The sequence below is a fragment of the Labrenzia sp. OB1 genome, assembly GCF_001624695.1.
Taxonomy (GTDB): domain Bacteria; phylum Pseudomonadota; class Alphaproteobacteria; order Rhizobiales; family Stappiaceae; genus Roseibium.
Genome location: NZ_JSEP01000003.1, coordinates 352,023 through 369,068, shown reverse-complemented (window position 1 = coordinate 369,068; position 17,046 = coordinate 352,023). Strand labels below are relative to the sequence as shown.

Annotated in this window: 14 protein-coding genes; 7 read left to right on the top strand and 7 right to left on the bottom strand. The window is 59.6% G+C overall.

Translation table 11 applies throughout. The features are described from left to right. Window positions 1–168 precede the first annotated feature (168 nt). The 6 genes from OA90_RS06245 to rph all read right to left on the bottom strand — a co-directional run bounded on the left by OA90_RS06245 (window position 169) and on the right by rph (window position 6,198). Window positions 169–597, bottom strand: a complete 429-nt coding sequence (locus tag OA90_RS06245; protein WP_082836871.1) for a DUF2852 domain-containing protein — start codon at window positions 595–597, stop codon at window positions 169–171. Between the two features lie 164 nt (window positions 598–761). Further along, window positions 762–1,454 (bottom strand): glycosyltransferase, encoded by a 693-nt coding sequence (locus OA90_RS06240; RefSeq protein WP_068408568.1) that lies wholly within the window; start codon window positions 1,452–1,454, stop codon window positions 762–764. A 245-nt stretch (window positions 1,455–1,699) separates the two neighbouring features. Beyond that, window positions 1,700–3,295 (bottom strand): polyhydroxyalkanoate depolymerase, encoded by a 1,596-nt coding sequence (phaZ, locus tag OA90_RS06235; protein ID WP_082836870.1) that lies wholly within the window; start codon window positions 3,293–3,295, stop codon window positions 1,700–1,702. 369 nt (window positions 3,296–3,664) lie between these two features. Next, complete coding sequence (hemW, locus tag OA90_RS06230; RefSeq protein ID WP_156510400.1) at window positions 3,665–4,837, bottom strand: radical SAM family heme chaperone HemW; 1,173 nt, start codon at window positions 4,835–4,837, stop codon at window positions 3,665–3,667. Further along, the gene (gene rdgB / locus OA90_RS06225) at window positions 4,834–5,472 is read right to left on the bottom strand and encodes an RdgB/HAM1 family non-canonical purine NTP pyrophosphatase (RefSeq protein WP_068408564.1); all 639 of its coding nucleotides are present in this window, start codon (window positions 5,470–5,472) and stop codon (window positions 4,834–4,836) included. Before rdgB ends, hemW begins: the two co-directional genes overlap by 4 nt. Window positions 5,473–5,484: 12 nt before the next feature. Continuing rightward, window positions 5,485–6,198 carry a ribonuclease PH gene (rph, locus tag OA90_RS06220; RefSeq protein ID WP_068408562.1) on the bottom strand — a complete coding sequence of 238 codons (714 nt, stop codon included), beginning with the start codon at window positions 6,196–6,198 and terminating at the stop codon, window positions 5,485–5,487. 145 nt (window positions 6,199–6,343) lie between these two features. Here rph and hrcA point away from each other — a divergent pair, with 145 nt between their 5' ends. Both hrcA and moeB read left to right on the top strand, forming a co-directional pair. Continuing rightward, a complete protein-coding gene (gene hrcA / locus OA90_RS06215) occupies window positions 6,344–7,432 on the top strand; it encodes a heat-inducible transcriptional repressor HrcA (RefSeq protein WP_068408560.1) in 1,089 nt (362 codons plus the stop codon). Window positions 7,433–7,489: 57 nt separating this feature from the next. Continuing rightward, window positions 7,490–8,293: a molybdopterin-synthase adenylyltransferase MoeB gene (moeB, locus tag OA90_RS06210; protein ID WP_068408558.1), complete on the top strand. Its 804-nt coding sequence runs from the start codon at window positions 7,490–7,492 to the stop codon at window positions 8,291–8,293. Window positions 8,294–8,393: 100 nt separating this feature from the next. Here moeB and secB read toward each other — a convergent pair whose 3' ends face one another. Further along, on the bottom strand, window positions 8,394–8,894 hold the full coding sequence (secB, locus tag OA90_RS06205) for a protein-export chaperone SecB (RefSeq protein WP_068408556.1): 501 nt from the start codon (window positions 8,892–8,894) through the stop codon (window positions 8,394–8,396). Between the two features lie 175 nt (window positions 8,895–9,069). Between secB and OA90_RS06200 the strand changes: the two genes are divergently transcribed. The 5 genes from OA90_RS06200 (at window position 9,070) to OA90_RS06180 (ending at window position 16,991) form a co-directional block, all read left to right on the top strand. Further along, complete coding sequence (locus OA90_RS06200; protein ID WP_068408554.1) at window positions 9,070–10,416, top strand: ActS/PrrB/RegB family redox-sensitive histidine kinase; 1,347 nt, start codon at window positions 9,070–9,072, stop codon at window positions 10,414–10,416. A gap of 65 nt (window positions 10,417–10,481) precedes the next feature. Then, window positions 10,482–11,039: an ActR/PrrA/RegA family redox response regulator transcription factor gene (locus OA90_RS06195; protein WP_068408552.1), complete on the top strand. Its 558-nt coding sequence runs from the start codon at window positions 10,482–10,484 to the stop codon at window positions 11,037–11,039. Between the two features lie 225 nt (window positions 11,040–11,264). Further along, entirely contained in the window at window positions 11,265–13,103 is a 1,839-nt protein-coding gene (locus OA90_RS06190) for a hypothetical protein (protein ID WP_068408550.1), read from the top strand. A gap of 182 nt (window positions 13,104–13,285) precedes the next feature. Beyond that, window positions 13,286–14,977, top strand: a complete 1,692-nt coding sequence (locus tag OA90_RS06185) for a cache domain-containing protein (protein WP_068408548.1) — start codon at window positions 13,286–13,288, stop codon at window positions 14,975–14,977. A 322-nt stretch (window positions 14,978–15,299) separates the two neighbouring features. Continuing rightward, the gene (locus OA90_RS06180) at window positions 15,300–16,991 is read left to right on the top strand and encodes a cache domain-containing protein (protein WP_068408546.1); all 1,692 of its coding nucleotides are present in this window, start codon (window positions 15,300–15,302) and stop codon (window positions 16,989–16,991) included. The last annotated feature ends 55 nt before the right edge of the window (window positions 16,992–17,046 follow it).

Genomic DNA, 17,046 nt, shown 5'->3' with positions numbered 1-17,046 from the left:
ATGCAAACGCTGCCCCGAGCGTCTTCCTGAGCCCATGAATCCGCAAAACCACCTCACACTCCAGTGGAAAATACCCGGTCTATAAACGGACGAGAGCGGCGCCTTTCGGGGCACCGCTCTCGGTCATGCCGGCTTGGGAGGAGAGTGAGCCGGAATTGGGGAAGAGGATCAGACCGGTGCAGCGTCCGTTCCACCTGCCTTGCGGCCATGGTTGGACATGAAGCGGTCGAACTCTTCCTGATCGCGTGCCCGGCGCAGCTCCCGGAGGAATTCGTCGAAATCGGCGCGCATTGCGTCGAGCTTCGCGCGTTCTTCCTCAAGGCGCTTGAATTCACGCTCGCGATAGTCGTCGAACGCAACGTTGCCGGTACGGGCATAGCCAGTCGTATTTGACATCTGATCAAATGCTCCCTTCAGCGGGCTGCCCCGCCACTGATCCTTTGCATCACGGAACATCCCCTCGAAGCGGTCACCCCAGAGAATATAGGCGAGCATGGCAAGGCCAAGAGGCCAGAACACCACGAACCCCAGCACCATCAGACCGATGGTCGCCGGCGTCCAGGCAGGCTTGATCATGCAGCTTTTGGTTGTTGTCATTGTCCTATCCATTTATGACATCCACGGCCTTCAGGTGGGGATTAACCTTCGAAGCTTCAAGGATTCGTGACTGGATGAACTTCGCCGCCGCATACGGAAAAGCCCGGCGGAACAACCTTCCATCCGAGCTTAACGCATTGTATTTTTTGACGGAAAGCGCTCCCTCAGTCGAAAGGGCCGTCGATCACATGCTGGGACGAATAATTCGCCAGAAGCTTTTCGCGGTGCCATTCCGCAGCCATCGGCGCGTTGGCGTATTCATGAAAACACGGCGTACCGAGCGTGAAATGGAGAAGCTTTGCATCCGGATTGGCGCCAAACTCATCCGGCAGCCAGTTCCACTCGATCGGCAGTTCGCCGACAAGATCGTCCTCTAGCCAGGTAAAACGGTGCAGCTGGGCGCCGGTGGCGTTGGTCACGAATTCGGGCGTCACCAACCGGTTCGCCGGGTGACCGCAGTTCCACAGGACGACACTCGACCAGTTCTTGCGCGGATAGTTTTCATTCTTCGAGCCGAGATACTTGGTGGTCTGCCGGGTCTTGTAATCGTGATGGACGCACATCACTGCCTTGCTTTCGTCGCGCATGGCGAACAGCTTGGCAATGTCATCCCGCACGATCATATCGCCGTCCATGAACAGCGCCCAGCCGTTGTAATTCATCAGGTGAGGGATCAGGAAACGGCTGTAGATGAAATGATTGGAGCCATCCGAATGGGTCTCCTCATAAGTCTTCAAATTGCCGAGAGAGAGGGGCGTAATTGCCAGAACGTCGCTCGACAGACGCGTCAGACTGTTGACGCAAACATGATAGGCGACCGCTTCCCGCGTATCGAAACCGATAAAAATATTGAGCACGATTAAAACCTCCGGCCACGCTGTGTGACCGGACTTGTATTTGGCAGCAACGGCAGAATCAATAGAGGACGAAATGTATAGGACGAAAACACCTGTTTCGGTCGAAAGTTACATGCATTCCCCTAGGCCATCGGAGAATACCGGGGTGTTTCAAAGAGGCAGACCGCGCTTCAAACACCCGCCGACGGACCTCAACCATTTGCGGTCGGAGGTCATTCGGTGTCCGTGAGCGGTGTCTGCCAAAGTCAGCTCACCTTTTCAGACAACTCTCGGGCTTGATCGATCCACCTGTCGCGGGCAATGCGGCCGCGAAAATCAAGCTTGCTGTCGAGCGCGTCGATCTGCTCCGACGTCAGCGAGGCGATTTGCCAGTAATGGAAGATCCCGGCCTCGTTCAGGGCTGATTGCAACTTCGGGCCGACACCGCTGATCGCTTTCAGATCGTCGGCCACACCATCCGGCTTGACGAGCAGGATTTTCTCCAGCGGACCGCCCTTGGGCGCGGCTTTCTTCTTCGTGGCCAGCACCGGTTTTTTGACGGTTTTTTTGGCGTTTGCCGCCGTGGCCGGCTTTTTGGCAGCAGTCGGCGCGGCCGGTGTCTTTTTCACAGTACCTGCCCGGTTGGAGCGGATAAAGTCCATCACCCGTGGAGCAATTTCTGCACGCCAGCGGGAGCCGTTGAAGACGCCGTAGTGACCCACATTCGGCTGCTCGTAATGCGCTTTCATATCAGCAGGCAGGCTGGTGCAAAGATCGATCGCCGCCTTCGTCTGGCCACGGCCTGTGATGTCGTCTTTCTCACCTTCCACTGTCAGCAACGCCGTCCGCCGGATCTTTGTGCAATCAACCAGACGGCCGTTATGCGTCATGGTGCCGTTCGGCAGGGAATGGTCGATGAAAACGGATTCGACGGTCTGCAGATAGAATTCCGCCGTCAGATCCATCACCGCCAGATATTCGTCGTAAAAATCACGGTGCTTTTCCGCGCTGTCGCCGTCCCCTTCGATGAGGTGCTGGAAGAAGTCGCGATGCGCGGTGACATGCCTGTCCAGGTTCATGCTCATGAACCCGGAAAGCTGCAGGAAGCCCGGATAGACGTCTCGCATGAAGCCCGGATGCGGGAAGGGCACCTTCATGATGACGTTGTTCTTGAACCATTCGATGCCCTTGGAAACCGCGAGATCGTTGACGGCGGTCGGTGCGACGCGCGTGTCGATCGGTCCGCCCATCAGTGTCATGGTTGAAGGAACATACGGGTCTTCCCGGTCCTCCATCACCGCAACGGCGGCCAGAACCGGAACGGAGGGCTGGCACACGCCGAGCACATGGGCATCCGGCCCGAGATAGTGCAGCATCGAAATGATATAATCGATATAATCATCGAGATCGAACTTGCCGTCCTGGACCGGAACCATGCGGGCGTCGATCCAGTCGGTGATGTAGACATCGGCATTCGGCAGCAGCGCCTCGACGGTACCGCGCAACAGCGTCGCGTAGTGGCCCGACATCGGCGCGACAATCAGGATTTTCGGATCGTTGCGCCGCGTGGTCACCCCGCGTTCGAAATGGATGAGGTCGCAGAACGGCCGGCTCCAGACGGTGTTTTCATGTACCGGAACACGCACGCCGCTGACCGGCGTTTCCTTGATGCCGAATGCCGGCTTGCCGTAGCGCCGGGTGGTGCGTTCCATCACCTCGCAGCCCGCCGCAACCGAACGGCCGTACTCAGTGTGACTCAATGGATTGAGTGGGTTCTGAAAATAGAGCCTGGTCATGTCGGCCATAGCTCTGAACGGCGCCATAACCGCATGGTTCATCTCGTAAAGGTGATAAAACGGCAACGGCGCGTCTCCTTTGAGTTCTAAGCCGCCGCCAGCCCCATTGGCGATTTTTGAAAACGGCCTGCCTGTTATCGCAGCTCACGTCGCATCCCGCGATCAATTGAACGCCGGATGCTCGAACGCTTTTGAACAGATCAACTCCCGGGTGACCAATCCGTTCCGATTGGACGGTCGCCGATCTGTTGCATCGCAGCAGGATAGCTTTGCCGGCTGCCGCCCGCAATACTGCTATTTGTTATGTAAACACACCCCTAAGCGCTCAATTTTGCGAAGGAACTCGTTTTCACCGGCAACTTCTGTGCACTGCAAACAGAGATAGGACATTTAAATCAGTTTGGTAGCTTAAATTGCCGAACCGCCCGCCAGGTCCTACGAGGCTAGATCCGCGACCACCGCATCGAGCACAAAAAAACCTTCCCGCGTCGCTCTGATACGGTTTTCCCCCAATTCCTCAACCATTCCGTGTTCCAGAAGCGCGTTCAGGCGGTCGGGATCGATGGATCTATGGGAGAATTTCTCGTAACGGCCAAGATCGATGCCTTCGGTGAGCCGCAACCCCATCAGCAGAAATTCGTCGCCCTGTTCTTCCTCACCGAGGCCCGCATTTTCGATCATGCCGTGGCCATTGTGCTCGACATTTTCCAGCCAGGTCTCCGGATGAAGCTCCGTTGCCGTGGCAAGACGGCTGGCGCCGACCGTCAATCGTCCGTGCGCTCCCGGCCCGACGCCGACGTATTCCCCATAACGCCAGTAGACCAGATTGTGACGGCATTCAGCGCCAGGCCGGGCGTGGTTGGACACTTCATAAGCCGGCAATCCGGCCCCATCCGTCACATCCTGCGTAAGTTCATAGAATTCCGCGCCGAGTTCGGGATCCGGCATTTTGAGTTTGCCGGCATGATAGAGCGTGTGGAAGCGCGTACCTTCCTCGATCGTCAGCTGATAAAGCGACAGATGGTCGGCGGCGAGTGCGATGGCGTTCTGAAGCTCCCGTCGCCAGCCGTCCAGCGTCTGGCCCGGGCGGGCATAGATGAGGTCGAAGGACAACCGCGGAAAGGTGGCCCGGGCGGTCTCGATGGCCTTGCGCGCCGTCTGCGCATCGTGGAGGCGGCCCAGGAGTTTCAGGTCCGTGTCGATCAGCGACTGCACACCGAGGGAAACACGGTTGACGCCTGCGGCCCGGTACCCCCTGAACCGTTCGGCCTCCACCGATGAGGGATTGGCCTCCATGGAGATTTCCACCTCCGGATCCAAAGCCCAGTGGCCGGATATCGCGGTCAGGATGCGTTCGACCGTCGCCGGATCCATCAGGGAAGGGGTGCCCCCGCCAAGAAAGACCGACTGGACGGTTCTGCCTTTCGTCAGGTCTGCGAAATGCGCCAATTCGCGTTCGAAGGCCGCAGTAAAGCGGGCCTGGTCAACCGGCTGGTGGCGAACATGGGAGTTGAAATCACAGTAGGGGCATTTGGCGGCGCAGAACGGCCAATGCACATAGATGCCGAACCCGCCGTCATTTGTTCCTGGCTGCGCCAAATTGCTCACCCTTCCAGACAGCCCTGCGCAAACAGCTGAAACGCGCGGGCGCGATGGGAAAGCGCGGGCGTGTCTTTCGACCAGCCGTGCTTTTCCTCGGACGTCATTTCACCGAAAGTCCTGTCCCGCCCATCGGGCAGGAACACCGGATCGTAGCCGAATCCCTGCGTGCCGCGCGGCGGCCAGACCACCTCGCCGTCCACTTCGCCGCGGAAATACTCCTCATGCCCGTCCGGCCAGGCCAGACACAGAACGGCGACAAAGGATCCGCGCCGCTGCTCCGGCGCGGTCGCGCCGAGGGAGTGCAGCTTTTCCTCGATCGTGCGCATCGCCATTGCGAAGTCCTTGTCCGGACCGGCCCAGCGCGCGGAATAGATGCCGGGATCGCCGTTCAGCGCCTGCACGCAAAAGCCGCTGTCATCGGCCAGGGAGGGAAGCCCCGAGGCCTGCGCAGCCGCCTGCGCCTTGAGCGCGGCATTCGCCTCGAACGTCAACCCGGTTTCCTCCGGTTCCGGAAGGTCCAGTTCGGCTGCTGACACCACATCGAACCCGTAAGGCTGAAGCAGCTCGTTTATTTCGCGGACCTTGCCGGCGTTGTGACTTGCAACAACCAGCTTGCCGGGCTCGAGTTTCCGGTGGCTCATTCCCTCAGATCCTTAAAGTATCGCCATTTTCTGAAGGTCGACGAGCCTGCCGATGCCTGACTTCGCCAGGCCCAGCAACTGCCCGAATTCATCTTCGGAAAAAGGCGCGCCTTCCGCGGTGCCCTGGATTTCGACGATGCCGCCGGATCCGGTCATGACAAAATTCGCATCCGTTTCCGCGGTGCTGTCCTCGGCATAATCAAGATCGAGCACCGGAGCACCTGCATAGATGCCACAGGAAATGGCCGCGATGTAATCCTTGAGAACCTCTTTGGAAACCATTTCGCGGGACTTCATCCACTCCACGCAATCCCGGAGCGCGACCCATGCGCCGGTGATGGACGCCGTACGCGTGCCGCCATCGGCCTGGATGACGTCGCAATCGACCGTGATCTGCGCTTCGCCCAGCGCTTCGAGATCGACGACGGCGCGCAGCGAGCGGCCGATGAGCCGCTGGATTTCCTGGGTCCGTCCGGACTGTTTGCCGGCACTTGCCTCACGGCGCATCCGGTCACCGGTCGCGCGCGGCAGCATGCCGTATTCAGCCGTGACCCAACCCCGGTTCTGACCGCGCAGCCAGGGCGGAACACGCTCTTCCAGACTGGCGGTGCACAGCACATGCGTGTCTCCGAATTTGATCAGGCAGGAGCCTTCAGCATGTTTGGAGACGTTGCGCTCCAGAGTGACGGCACGCAGTTCATCGGCAGCGCGTTTGGACGGACGCATGAATATTCCTTTCAACCTAGTCTCGATGGAAACGGCTGTTTCCTCCCAATCTTACCGGCCTTGTAGACCCCAACTTGATCCGCCGTAAAGGCCCAGCTTCACGTGGAGCCCATTTTGCGCCTATATCATGTGAGAATGACGTTTTTTGATCCAGAAACCGGGTCAATCAGTCGGAGAACATGCCTTGAGTCTCAGTGAGCTCGACAAAAGATCCCGCGAAATTTTCCGCTCGATCGTGGAAACCTATCTGGAAACCGGGGAACCGGTCGGATCGCGCAATGTTTCCCGCAGCCTGTCGATGTCCCTGTCGCCGGCTTCCGTCCGCAACGTAATGACCGATCTGGAACATCTGGGACTGTTGCACTCGCCCCATACCAGTGCCGGCCGCCTGCCGACGGAAGTCGGCCTGAGATTTTTCGTCGACGCGCTTCTGGAGGTCGGCGATCTGACCCAGGACGAGCGCCGCGCCATCGACGTTCAGGTCAAGGCATCGCAAAGAACGAATTCCGCCGAACAGGTGCTGACGGAAGCCAGCCAGATGCTGTCGGGTCTTTCCATGGGTGCCGGTGTCGTGCTGACCCACAAGACCGACATGCGGCTGAAGCATATCGAATTCGTGCGCATCGAGCCGCTGAAGGCCCTGGTCATTCTGGTCAGCGAGGACGGCTCGGTGGAAAACCGGGTGATCGACCTGCCGGCCGGCCTGCCGTCATCGGCTCTTGTGGAAGCGGCCAACTATCTGAATGCCCAGATCCAGGGCCGCACCATCGCCCAGATCCGCACCGAGCTGGAGCGGGTCCGGGACGTGGACCAGGCTGAACTCGATCAGCTCAGCCAGAAGGTCATCAACGCCGGACTGGCGGTGTGGGGCGGCGAAAGCGGCGATGATCCCGGCACGCTGATCGTGCGCGGCCGCTCCAATCTGCTGACGGACCTGGACGCCGTTGAGGATCTGGAACGCATTCGGCTTCTTTTTGACGATCTGGAAAACAAGAAAGATCTCATCCAGCTGCTCGGCCTCGCCGAAAAGGGCGACGGAGTGCGTATTTTCATCGGCTCGGAGAACAATCTGTTTTCCCTGTCCGGTTCCTCCCTGGTGGTATCGCCCTATCGGGACAGCAACCAGCGCATCGTCGGCGTTCTGGGCATTATCGGCCCCACCCGGCTGAACTATGCACGAGTGATCCCGATGGTGGATTACACCGCCCGGCTGGTGAGCAAGATATTGAGGTAGGAAGCCTCGACCGCGATCTTCACCGTTTGAAATCTTTCAATTTGACCAGGACCGGAAATGCTTTCCCCAGCCGAACTTGAACGTTATGCCCGTCACATCGTCATGCGGGAGATTGGTGGCGGCGGGCAGCAGACGCTCAGGAATGCGCGGGTTCTGGTGGTCGGAGCAGGAGGTCTCGGTGCTCCGGTCCTGCAGTATCTGGCGGCCGCCGGCATTGGCACGCTGGGGATCGTCGACGACGATACGGTGTCGCTTTCCAACCTGCAGCGCCAGGTGATCCATGACACCACCCAACTGGGCGAGCCCAAGGTCGCCAGCGCCGCGGAGGCGATTGCCCGGCTCAATCCGAATGTGAAGGTCATCCCGCATCCGGTCCGCCTTGCCGGGCACAATGCGATCTCGGTGATTTCGGACTACGATCTGGTGATCGACGGAACGGACAATTTCAACACGCGCTATCTGGTTTCCGATGCCTGCTATTTCACGAAAAAGCCGCTGGTGACGGCCGCCATCGGTCAATTCGACGGGTCCATCACGACGTTGAGACCGTTCGAAACAGGGCCGGACGGCACCCCCAACCCGACCTATCGCTGTCTGTTTCCGCAAAAACCGCGCGACGGCCTGCTGCCGACCTGCGAGGAGGCCGGCGTTCTCGGCGCACTGCCCGGCATCATCGGCGCGATGCAGGCCATGGAAGCAATCAAGGAGCTGACCGGGACAGGCGAGGGGCTCGTCCGCCGGTTGATGATGTTCGACGCGCGAAGCTTCCGCATGGAAACGATCCGCTACAGGCAGTCCCCCAAGAACCCGCTGAACGGCGACAACCCGAAAAGCTGGGCGGAGATGCTGGAAGAGGCGTGAGGCGCGGGCTATTTGTCCGGCGTCTTGAAGCTCGGCATATAAAAAAACCCGCGCGGGCGTTCGCCGGCGCGGGTCTGAAACTTCATCAGATCGAAAGTCTTCAGTTCGGCTTCTGGTCGCCGGCCTGCTGGGTCGCGGCCTGCTGCGCCATGTTCTGGCGGTAAAGCTGGGCGAAGTCGATCGGATCGAGCATCAGCGGTGGGAAACCGCCGTTGCGCGTGGCTTCGGACAGGATGTTGCGGGCGAACGGGAAGATCATGCGCGGGCATTCGATCATGACGAACGGGTGCATGTGCTCCTTCGGAACGCCGGTGATCTTGAAAATGCCGGCATAGACAAGCTCGACGTTGAACATGACCATGTCCGGGCGCTCGGCCTTGGCGGTCAGGGTCAGGACGACCTCGAACTGGTCGTCTCCCATCTGCTGTGCGCCGACATTCACGTTGATGTCGAGTTTCGGCTGTTCGCCCTGGGCCAGCGAACGGGGGGCATTGGGGTTTTCGAAAGACAGGTCCTTGATGTACTGGCCAAGGATGTTCATGCCCGGCGCTGCGCCGCCTTCCGCCTGCGGCTGTGCGCCGCCGTCATTGGTATCGGTCATCGTGTCTCATTCCGTTTCGCGCTGAGAATCTGAAATAGTGAGCCGGAAAAACCTCCAGCCGGCCGCCGGCCCGCGCCAACCGGGCAACCCTGTCAGCGGCTGGCTACCATCTACGCCGGGTCGGCACAAGTACCACGGCCTTGCCAGCGTTCCGATTCAGCTTCAAAAGAAACATATGCCCGATCAACCCGCCTCCTATATTACCCTGCCGCACAGACGGCTGAAACTCGACACGCTGGTGCGCCTGCGCTGGCTCGCCGTTGGCGGGCAGACGGCCGCGCTGCTGGTGGTGCACGTGGGGCTCGGCTATCCCCTGCCCGCGGGTCCCGCCTTCGCCATGGTGGCGTTGTCGGCCTGGCTGAACATCTTTCTGAAGATCCGCTGGCCTTCGGCCATGCGTCTGTCGGAACGCGCCGTTACCCTGCAACTTGCCTACGACATCCTGCAGATGAGCGGTCTGTTGCTGTTGACCGGCGGGCTGGGCAATCCGTTCGCTTTCCTGCTGATGGCGCCGGTCATGGTCTCGGCGACGGGCCTGTCGATCCGGCACACGTTCGTGCTGGGAGTTCTGGCGACAGGCTGCGCCACTTTGCTGGCGTTTTTTCACCTGCCGTTGCCCTGGCCGGAGGACGAGGTGTTCCGGCTGCCGGTGGTCTATTCGGTCGGGATCTGGATTGCTCTCGTTTCGACCCTCGGCTTCATGGCGATCTATGCCTTCAGGGTCGCCGAGGAGGCGCGGCAGCTTGCTGACGCATTGGCCGCGACAGAACTGGTCCTCGCCCGCGAGCAGCACCTTAACGCCCTGGACGGACTGGCGACGGCCGCCGCGCATGAACTGGGAACCCCGTTGGCGACCATCTATCTGGTTGCCAAGGAACTTTCCGACGAATTCGATGCCACCGACAGCCGCGCGGAGGATGTGGCGCTGATCCGTTCGCAATCGGAACGCTGCCGGGGAATCCTGCGGCAACTCACCAGCCTGTCGAGTGAACAGGACCGAACCTACCAGCGTATGCCCGTGTCCCAGCTTCTCGAGGATGTCATCGATCCGCACCGGGGAACGGGGATCGCCATCCAATGCACTCACGAGGGCAAAGGGGACGAGCCCGTCGGAACACGAAATGCCGCAATCCGCTATGGTCTCGCCAACCTTGTCGAAAATGCCCTTGATTTCGCGGACACCCACGTCGATGTTTCTGCCAGCTGGGACAACAAGACGCTGTCGATCTCGATCCGGGATGACGGTCCGGGATTCTCCGTCGATATTCTCGGCAAGATCGGCGATCCGTATGTTTCGATACGCAGCGGTAAAACGCCGCAAAACGGAACCGGCGGCGGGCTTGGCCTCGGCATCTTCATTGCCAAAACCCTGCTGGAACGCACAGGCGCCAAGCTCAGCCTTGACAACCAGGCTCCTCCTCAAACAGGGGCCCATGTCCGCGTGAGTTGGCCGCGCGATGTGTTCGAGCATGATGGCAGAGTGGACGAACCACCCTTTTCGCACCATAACAGCAGCAACTGACACATGATGTGCCTCAGATCCAGACCGGTTCACGGCACACGGCAAGAATAAAACGGTAACGCGACATGACGGATCAGAATACGTCCTTTCCCGCCACGGAAGACATGAGCCTGCTCATCGTGGACGATGACAAGCCGTTTCAGCAACGTCTTGCCCGCGCCATGGAAAAGCGCGGCTTTGAAACGGAAACGGCGGACGGCGTTCAGGATGCGGCGATCAAGATCGCCCAGCATGCCCCGGCCTACGCGATTGTCGATATGCGGCTGGAGGACGGAAACGGCCTGGATGTGATTGAAAAGATCCACCAGAAACGGCCAGATGCCCGAGCTATCGTCCTGACCGGATACGGTAATATCGCCACGGCGGTGACCGCAGTGAAACTCGGCGCCATCGACTATCTGGCCAAACCCGCGGATCCAGAAGACATCCTTGCCGCTCTTGCCCGCAAGCCCGAAGACAAGGCGCAACCGCCTGAAAATCCCATGTCGGCCGACCGGGTGCGCTGGGAACACATTCAGCGGGTCTATGAGCTCTGCGACCGCAACGTTTCGGAAACCGCACGGCGGCTCAACATGCACCGGCGCACGCTGCAGCGGATCCTCGCAAAGCGCGCGCCGCGCTGAAATCCGGGTTTTTTGAGGACAGTGCAGGCCAAGACCGGTGTTCGCCGGTTGCAGGCTTGCCCTTTCCGCGCCACTTTGCCTAAGTAATTCCGTTCGAAGGTTCCATGGAACATCCTGTAATCCGGTTGTTACGGATAAGATGGTCCAATCAATTCAGACTGATCGACTTGCCGTCCTTCATGTGAATGAAAGCAGGCCGATCCAGCGCTCCGATGGAGATCGCACATGCGGCATAATGCTGCTCATGCCCGTTTCGCACCCGTGTTGGCATCCGGCCTTCTCGCGGCCAGCAGCCTCATCCTGCCTTTTTCCGGTCAGGTCGCCCGTGCGCAGTCCGTTCCCGAAACCGTGCGCATAAATGTGGAGCCGCCGGAACCCGGCATCCGATCAATCACCGTGAACAAGAAGTACCGGCCGATCATCAGCCGGGACGGCAAGGGCGTCGTCATCGATACGATGGGTAGCGATAATAAATTGCCGCCCTGTGACGTAAAGCTGGAAGTCACTCTTGAAAACAGCCGCGTCCTGCACCGCGACGCAGATATCTGCGGTGGCAACACACTGGTGGTGGATGTCTCCAGCGACGGTAAACCCGGCGCCGCGGCGCGCGTGGTCGGCACCAGCTCGGGCACAGCTGCCGGACCCGTATCCGCGACCTCACCCCAGGCGGAGAGCCGACCGCAAACGCAAACGTCTTCTTCTGGCGAGCCGGTGGATGACAGCAACGCCACCATCACCGAAGTCAGGCCTCCTGCAGAGCCAGGCGGTCTGGAGCCCCTTGAACGGGTGGACACGCCTATCTCCACCCCAGACCAGGAAGCATCCGAGACGGCCCGTTTGTCCGGTGACCTGGAGACGATTGTCCGTGACAGGCTTTCAAATGGCGGAAGCGGGAATGCCCAACCGGTGCTCGTTACTCCGCGAGAAGACCGGCAATGGTTCGCCGAACCGGGCAGCCAACCAGGGTCCCTTACCTTTCTGCAGCATACGGTGGAGCAGACGGATGACAGGGATTTCCGAGCCGAATGCAGCACCCAGTCCGGCTTTGCGAGGCTGACGTTCCAGCAGGCGCCGGCAGGGCTTCTGGAAGGGATGCCGCAGGCGGTGCGAATCAGCGCGGGTGACTTCGAAGCCACCTACAACGCATTTGGCTCTTCGGCGGCCAACGAGGCAGGCCAGTCCCTGCCGGAACTCAATATTGAAATGAGCGATCCTCTCTGGGAAGAGATGATCCGGCAGACCGAACTGTCGATCGCCGTGGAAGGCCTGCCCGTCTACGCGGTTTCCTTGCGCGGAAGCGCCAATCCGGTGCGCCTGTTCGTTGCCACCTGCGCCCTTCCGCAGCAGATCGTTTCAGACGAAGCCTTCGGCGTTCCGGGCCAGGAGGCCGGCTCCGACGTTTCCTGTGCCGAGCTTGGCCGTATCCGGTCCATGGAGGCCGTGCGTCCCGGACAGATCATCTTCCGCAATGCCAGCCGCCAGCCGATTGAGGTACACTGGATCGATTACCGGGGCGGAGAACGGCCTTATGCCCGGCTTGAGCCGGGGCAGATTCTCGAGCAGCAGACTTATGTGTCGCATGCCTGGTCCGTCCGCGGTGCAAACGGCGAATGCCGAGGTGTCTATGTGACGAAGACCCCCTATCGGGAAGTTGTCATCAACGGGCCCGCGAATTTCAATCCGGGCGGCGGCGGCAATGTCAACAATCCCTTCGGCGGGCAGGGCGGATTCCCGAATGCTCCGCAGAACAACGGCTTCCCGACAGGACCAGTACCACCCGGCGATGTCGGCGGCGCGATTCGACCCGAATTCGGCCAGCAGACCGCACGGGCGAATGTCGCCGACTATCTGTGCACCGCAGGTATCGATCTGAATGTGGTCTTTTCTCCGGACGGTCAGAGCGCAACGGTTGCGGAGATGGGATACGGAGCCGTAACCCTGCAGCGGGCGGGTGGCGCCAACACCTTTTATTTCGAGTCGCAGGGCCATGTTCTGAAGGGCCAGCTACACAATGCGACCTGGTCACGCCCGGGCCTCAGGGATGTTTTCTGCGCCCGCCGGTGATCCGGGGGAAATCGCTATCAGCAATCACCCAGGATAGTCGTCCGTTCCGGGAGCTTTCGCACTTATACTATTGATTATTGTGACAATATATCGTTCTTTCTACTGTTGATATCGCCTCTATTATCTATTTAGTCAACTTTTTACGTTAGGTCTTGCTTCAAATTACCTAACGGAAGAAAATCATGTCCTTTTCACGTTTGCCCCTGGCCTGGAAAATCTTCGCTCCAGTCGCCGTCGTCGCTGTGTTCGCCGTCGCGCTTTGCGTCGTGTCGCTCAATTCGCTGAACACTGCGATGCTGGAAGAACGCCTGGCGAAGATCCAGGACATCACCGAAACTGCGGAATCCATTGTTGCCCGATATCACGAACATGAGAAATCCGGAGCTCTCACGACAGAGGAGGCTCAGGAGCGCGCGATCGAGGCGCTTGGCGCGATGCGCTATGAAGGCGGTTCCAACTACATGGCCGTCATCAGTTATGACGCGGTCATGGTGTACCACCCGCTCGCGAAGCTCGTCGGCACAAATCAATCCGGCCTGAAGGACGTCAACGGCGTTGACATAAACGCAACGTTGATGAGTGCGGCTCGTGCAGGTGGCGGCTTCGTCTCTTATCACTGGCCACGGAAAGGCGAGGAAACCGCCATCGAGAAGTGGGCCTATGCCAAGGGCTTCGAACCCTGGCAATGGAGCATTTCAACAGGTGTCTACATCGAAGACCTGAGAAGTGCCTACTTGAGCCAGGCCTTGATCATCATTTCTCTCGCGGTTGCAGGCTCCCTGGCCGCGGGCGCAATCGCATTCCTGTCGTTCAGGAGTGTCGTCGGACCCTTGCGGTCTCTTACCCGCAGCATGATCAAACTTGCCGAAGGCGATACCGATATTGAAATCATGGGCGTGGACCGTGGTGACGAAGTCGGTCAGATGGCGTCTGCGATGGAAATCTTCGTGCGCAACGAAACCGAGCGGCGCGAGCTGGAAGACCGGCAGACCAACGCTCAGGAGGACGCCGCGCGCAGGGGTGAGGAAATCCAGCAGCTCAGTGGTGATTTCGACCGCCAGATCACCGAAATGATGAGCATCATCGACAGCTCGGTGCAAAACCTGCAAGCCGCCTCCAGCGACATGACAGGCGTTGCCGCCCAGACAACCGAGCAGAGCGGCGTCGTCTCCAACGCCTCCTCCCAGGCGTCCCACAACGTGGAAACGGTTGCAGCGGCCGCGGAAGAACTCTCCGCGTCGGTCAACGAGATCCGCAGACAGGTCCAGGCTTCCAGCGAAATCGCCTCCCGCGCCGCAGGGGAAGCCCAGTCGACAAACCAGCGCATGAACGGTCTGTCGGACGCCGCCACCCGGATCGGTGAAGTGGTCACCCTCATTCAGGCGATTGCCGAGCAGACCAACCTGCTGGCGCTCAACGCGACCATCGAGGCCGCCCGTGCCGGCGAGGCCGGCAGAGGCTTCGCGGTCGTGGCATCCGAGGTGAAGGAACTCGCGACGCAGACCTCGAAGGCAACCGAGGACATCTCCAGCCAGATCACCGCGATCCAGGAAGAGACCGGCCATGCGGCGAGCGCGATCTCGTCGGTGACCGAGATCATCAACAACATGAACGAAATCGCCTCTTCCATCGCTTCCTCCGTCGAGGAGCAGGGGGTCGCAACGCAGGAAATCGCCAGCAATGCGACCGAGGCGTCGCGCAGCACGGTCGAGGTGACGACAAACATCGAATCCGTTTCGCAAGCTGCCGAGAACACCCGCGACACCGCGGACAAGGTGGACTCCTCCGCGCAGCAGCTGAAGGAAAACGCTTCCATGCTGCGCAACCAGGTGGCCAACTTCCTGCAGGAAGTGCGCAACCGCTCCGCAGCCTGAACAAGTACCGCGACATGAAAAAACGCCCGCGCCTTTCAAGAGGCGCGGGCGTTTTGCGTTGGATCGACGATCCGAAATGCCTCAGATCTTGCGCAGTGCAAAACGGGTCGCGTTCGGACATCGGGGAGGTTTTCTTCGCCCGCCGAGAAAAAAGCAATTATGGGAAGAACTCACCTTTTAAATGACTAGAATTGATATTTTCATTATTGTCATTTTTGACAATTATCCAAATTTAAATTGGCTGAACGTCGACTTTTAAATCTTTAGTCATGTATTTCGCCGACTTCTCTTAGTTAAAGCATATCAAGAGGAAAAACCTGGCATGTCATTCGCACGTTGGCCATTGGCTTGGAAAATCTCTACTCCAGTCCTCGCAATCGCCATTTTCTCAATTGCGCTCGCGGGCATTTCACTGAACTCACTCAAGGATGCCATGCTTGAGGAGCGTCTGGTCAAGATCGCCGACATCACCGATACCGCGACGAAGATTGCAGAGCGCTATCACGAACTGGAGACGTCGGGCGGCCTTTCGAAAGAGGAAGCGCAGCAACGCGCGGTCGAAGCGATTTCGGCAATGCGGTTCGAAAACGGAGAGAACTATATCTTCGTTTTCAACTATGACTCCATAACCATTTCCCATGCAAAAGCCTCTCTCATCGGTTCGGACCTATCGGGTCTCGAGGACGCCAACGGCGTCAAGATCATTCCTGAACTCGTCAAACTGGGACGCAGCGGCGGAGGAAACCTGCTGTACCTTTGGCCACGTTCCGGCGACGATGTGCCGATCGAAAAATGGGGTCACGCCAAAACATTCGAACCCTGGCAGTGGATGATCGGCACCGGCGTTTACATCGACGACCTGGAAGCCGCGTTCTGGAACCAGGCGATCATGATCATCGCCCTTACGCTCATCGGCGCCCTGCTGGCTGGCTCGATCGCCTATTTCGCGATCCGCAGCCTCGTCCGGCCCATTCGCGCTTTGACAGCGGACATGAGTTCCCTTGCAGACGGCAATACCGATATTGAAATCATGGGCGTGGACCGTGGTGACGAGATCGGTCAGATGGCGTCTGCGATGGAAATCTTCGTGCGCAACGAGACCGAGCGGCGCGAGCTGGAAGACCGGCAGACCAACGCTCAGGAAGACGCCGCGCGCAGAGGTGAGGAAATCCAGCAGCTCAGTGGTGATTTCGACCGCCAGATCACCGAAATGATGAGCATCATCGACAGCTCGGTGCAAAACCTGCAAGCCGCCTCCAGCGACATGACAGGCGTTGCCGCCCAGACAACCGAGCAGAGCGGCGTCGTCTCCAACGCCTCCTCCCAGGCGTCCCACAACGTGGAAACGGTTGCAGCGGCCGCGGAAGAACTCTCCGCATCGGTCAACGAGATCCGCAGACAGGTCCAGGCTTCCAGCGAAATCGCCTCCCGCGCCGCAGGGGAAGCCCAGTCGACAAACCAGCGCATGAACGGTCTGTCGGACGCCGCCACCCGGATCGGTGAAGTGGTCACCCTCATTCAGGCGATTGCCGAGCAGACCAACCTGCTGGCGCTCAACGCGACCATCGAGGCCGCCCGTGCCGGCGAGGCCGGCAGAGGCTTCGCGGTTGTTGCCTCCGAGGTGAAGGAGCTCGCGACGCAGACCTCGAAGGCGACCGAGGACATCTCCAGCCAGATCACCGCGATCCAGGAAGAGACCGGCCATGCGGCGAGCGCGATCTCGTCGGTGACCGAGATCATCAACAACATGAACGAAATCGCCTCTTCCATCGCTTCCTCCGTCGAGGAGCAGGGGGTCGCAACGCAGGAAATCGCCAGCAATGCGACCGAGGCGTCGCGCAGCACCGTCGAGGTGACGACAAACATCGAATCCGTTTCGCAAGCTGCCGAGAACACCCGCGACACCGCGGACAAGGTGGACTCCTCCGCGCAGCAGCTGAAGGAAAACGCTTCCATGCTGCGCAACCAGGTGGCCAACTTCCTGCAGGAAGTGCGCAACCGCTCCGCAGCCTGAACAAGTACCGCGACATGAAAAAACGCTCGCGCCTTTCAAGAGGCGCGGGCGTTTT

Coding starts and splice junctions, on each gene's coding strand:
- OA90_RS06245 (WP_082836871.1), bottom strand. CDS start 597: ATGACAACAACCAAAAGCTGCATGATCAAGCCTGCCTGGACGCCGGCG.
- rdgB (WP_068408564.1), bottom strand. CDS start 5,472: ATGAGCCACCGGAAACTCGAGCCCGGCAAGCTGGTTGTTGCAAGTCAC.
- rph (WP_068408562.1), bottom strand. CDS start 6,198: ATGCGTCCGTCCAAACGCGCTGCCGATGAACTGCGTGCCGTCACTCTG.
- moeB (WP_068408558.1), top strand. CDS start 7,490: ATGCTTTCCCCAGCCGAACTTGAACGTTATGCCCGTCACATCGTCATG.
- secB (WP_068408556.1), bottom strand. CDS start 8,894: ATGACCGATACCAATGACGGCGGCGCACAGCCGCAGGCGGAAGGCGGC.
- OA90_RS06200 (WP_068408554.1), top strand. CDS start 9,070: ATGCCCGATCAACCCGCCTCCTATATTACCCTGCCGCACAGACGGCTG.
- OA90_RS06195 (WP_068408552.1), top strand. CDS start 10,482: ATGACGGATCAGAATACGTCCTTTCCCGCCACGGAAGACATGAGCCTG.
- OA90_RS06190 (WP_068408550.1), top strand. CDS start 11,265: ATGCGGCATAATGCTGCTCATGCCCGTTTCGCACCCGTGTTGGCATCC.
- OA90_RS06185 (WP_068408548.1), top strand. CDS start 13,286: ATGTCCTTTTCACGTTTGCCCCTGGCCTGGAAAATCTTCGCTCCAGTC.
- OA90_RS06180 (WP_068408546.1), top strand. CDS start 15,300: ATGTCATTCGCACGTTGGCCATTGGCTTGGAAAATCTCTACTCCAGTC.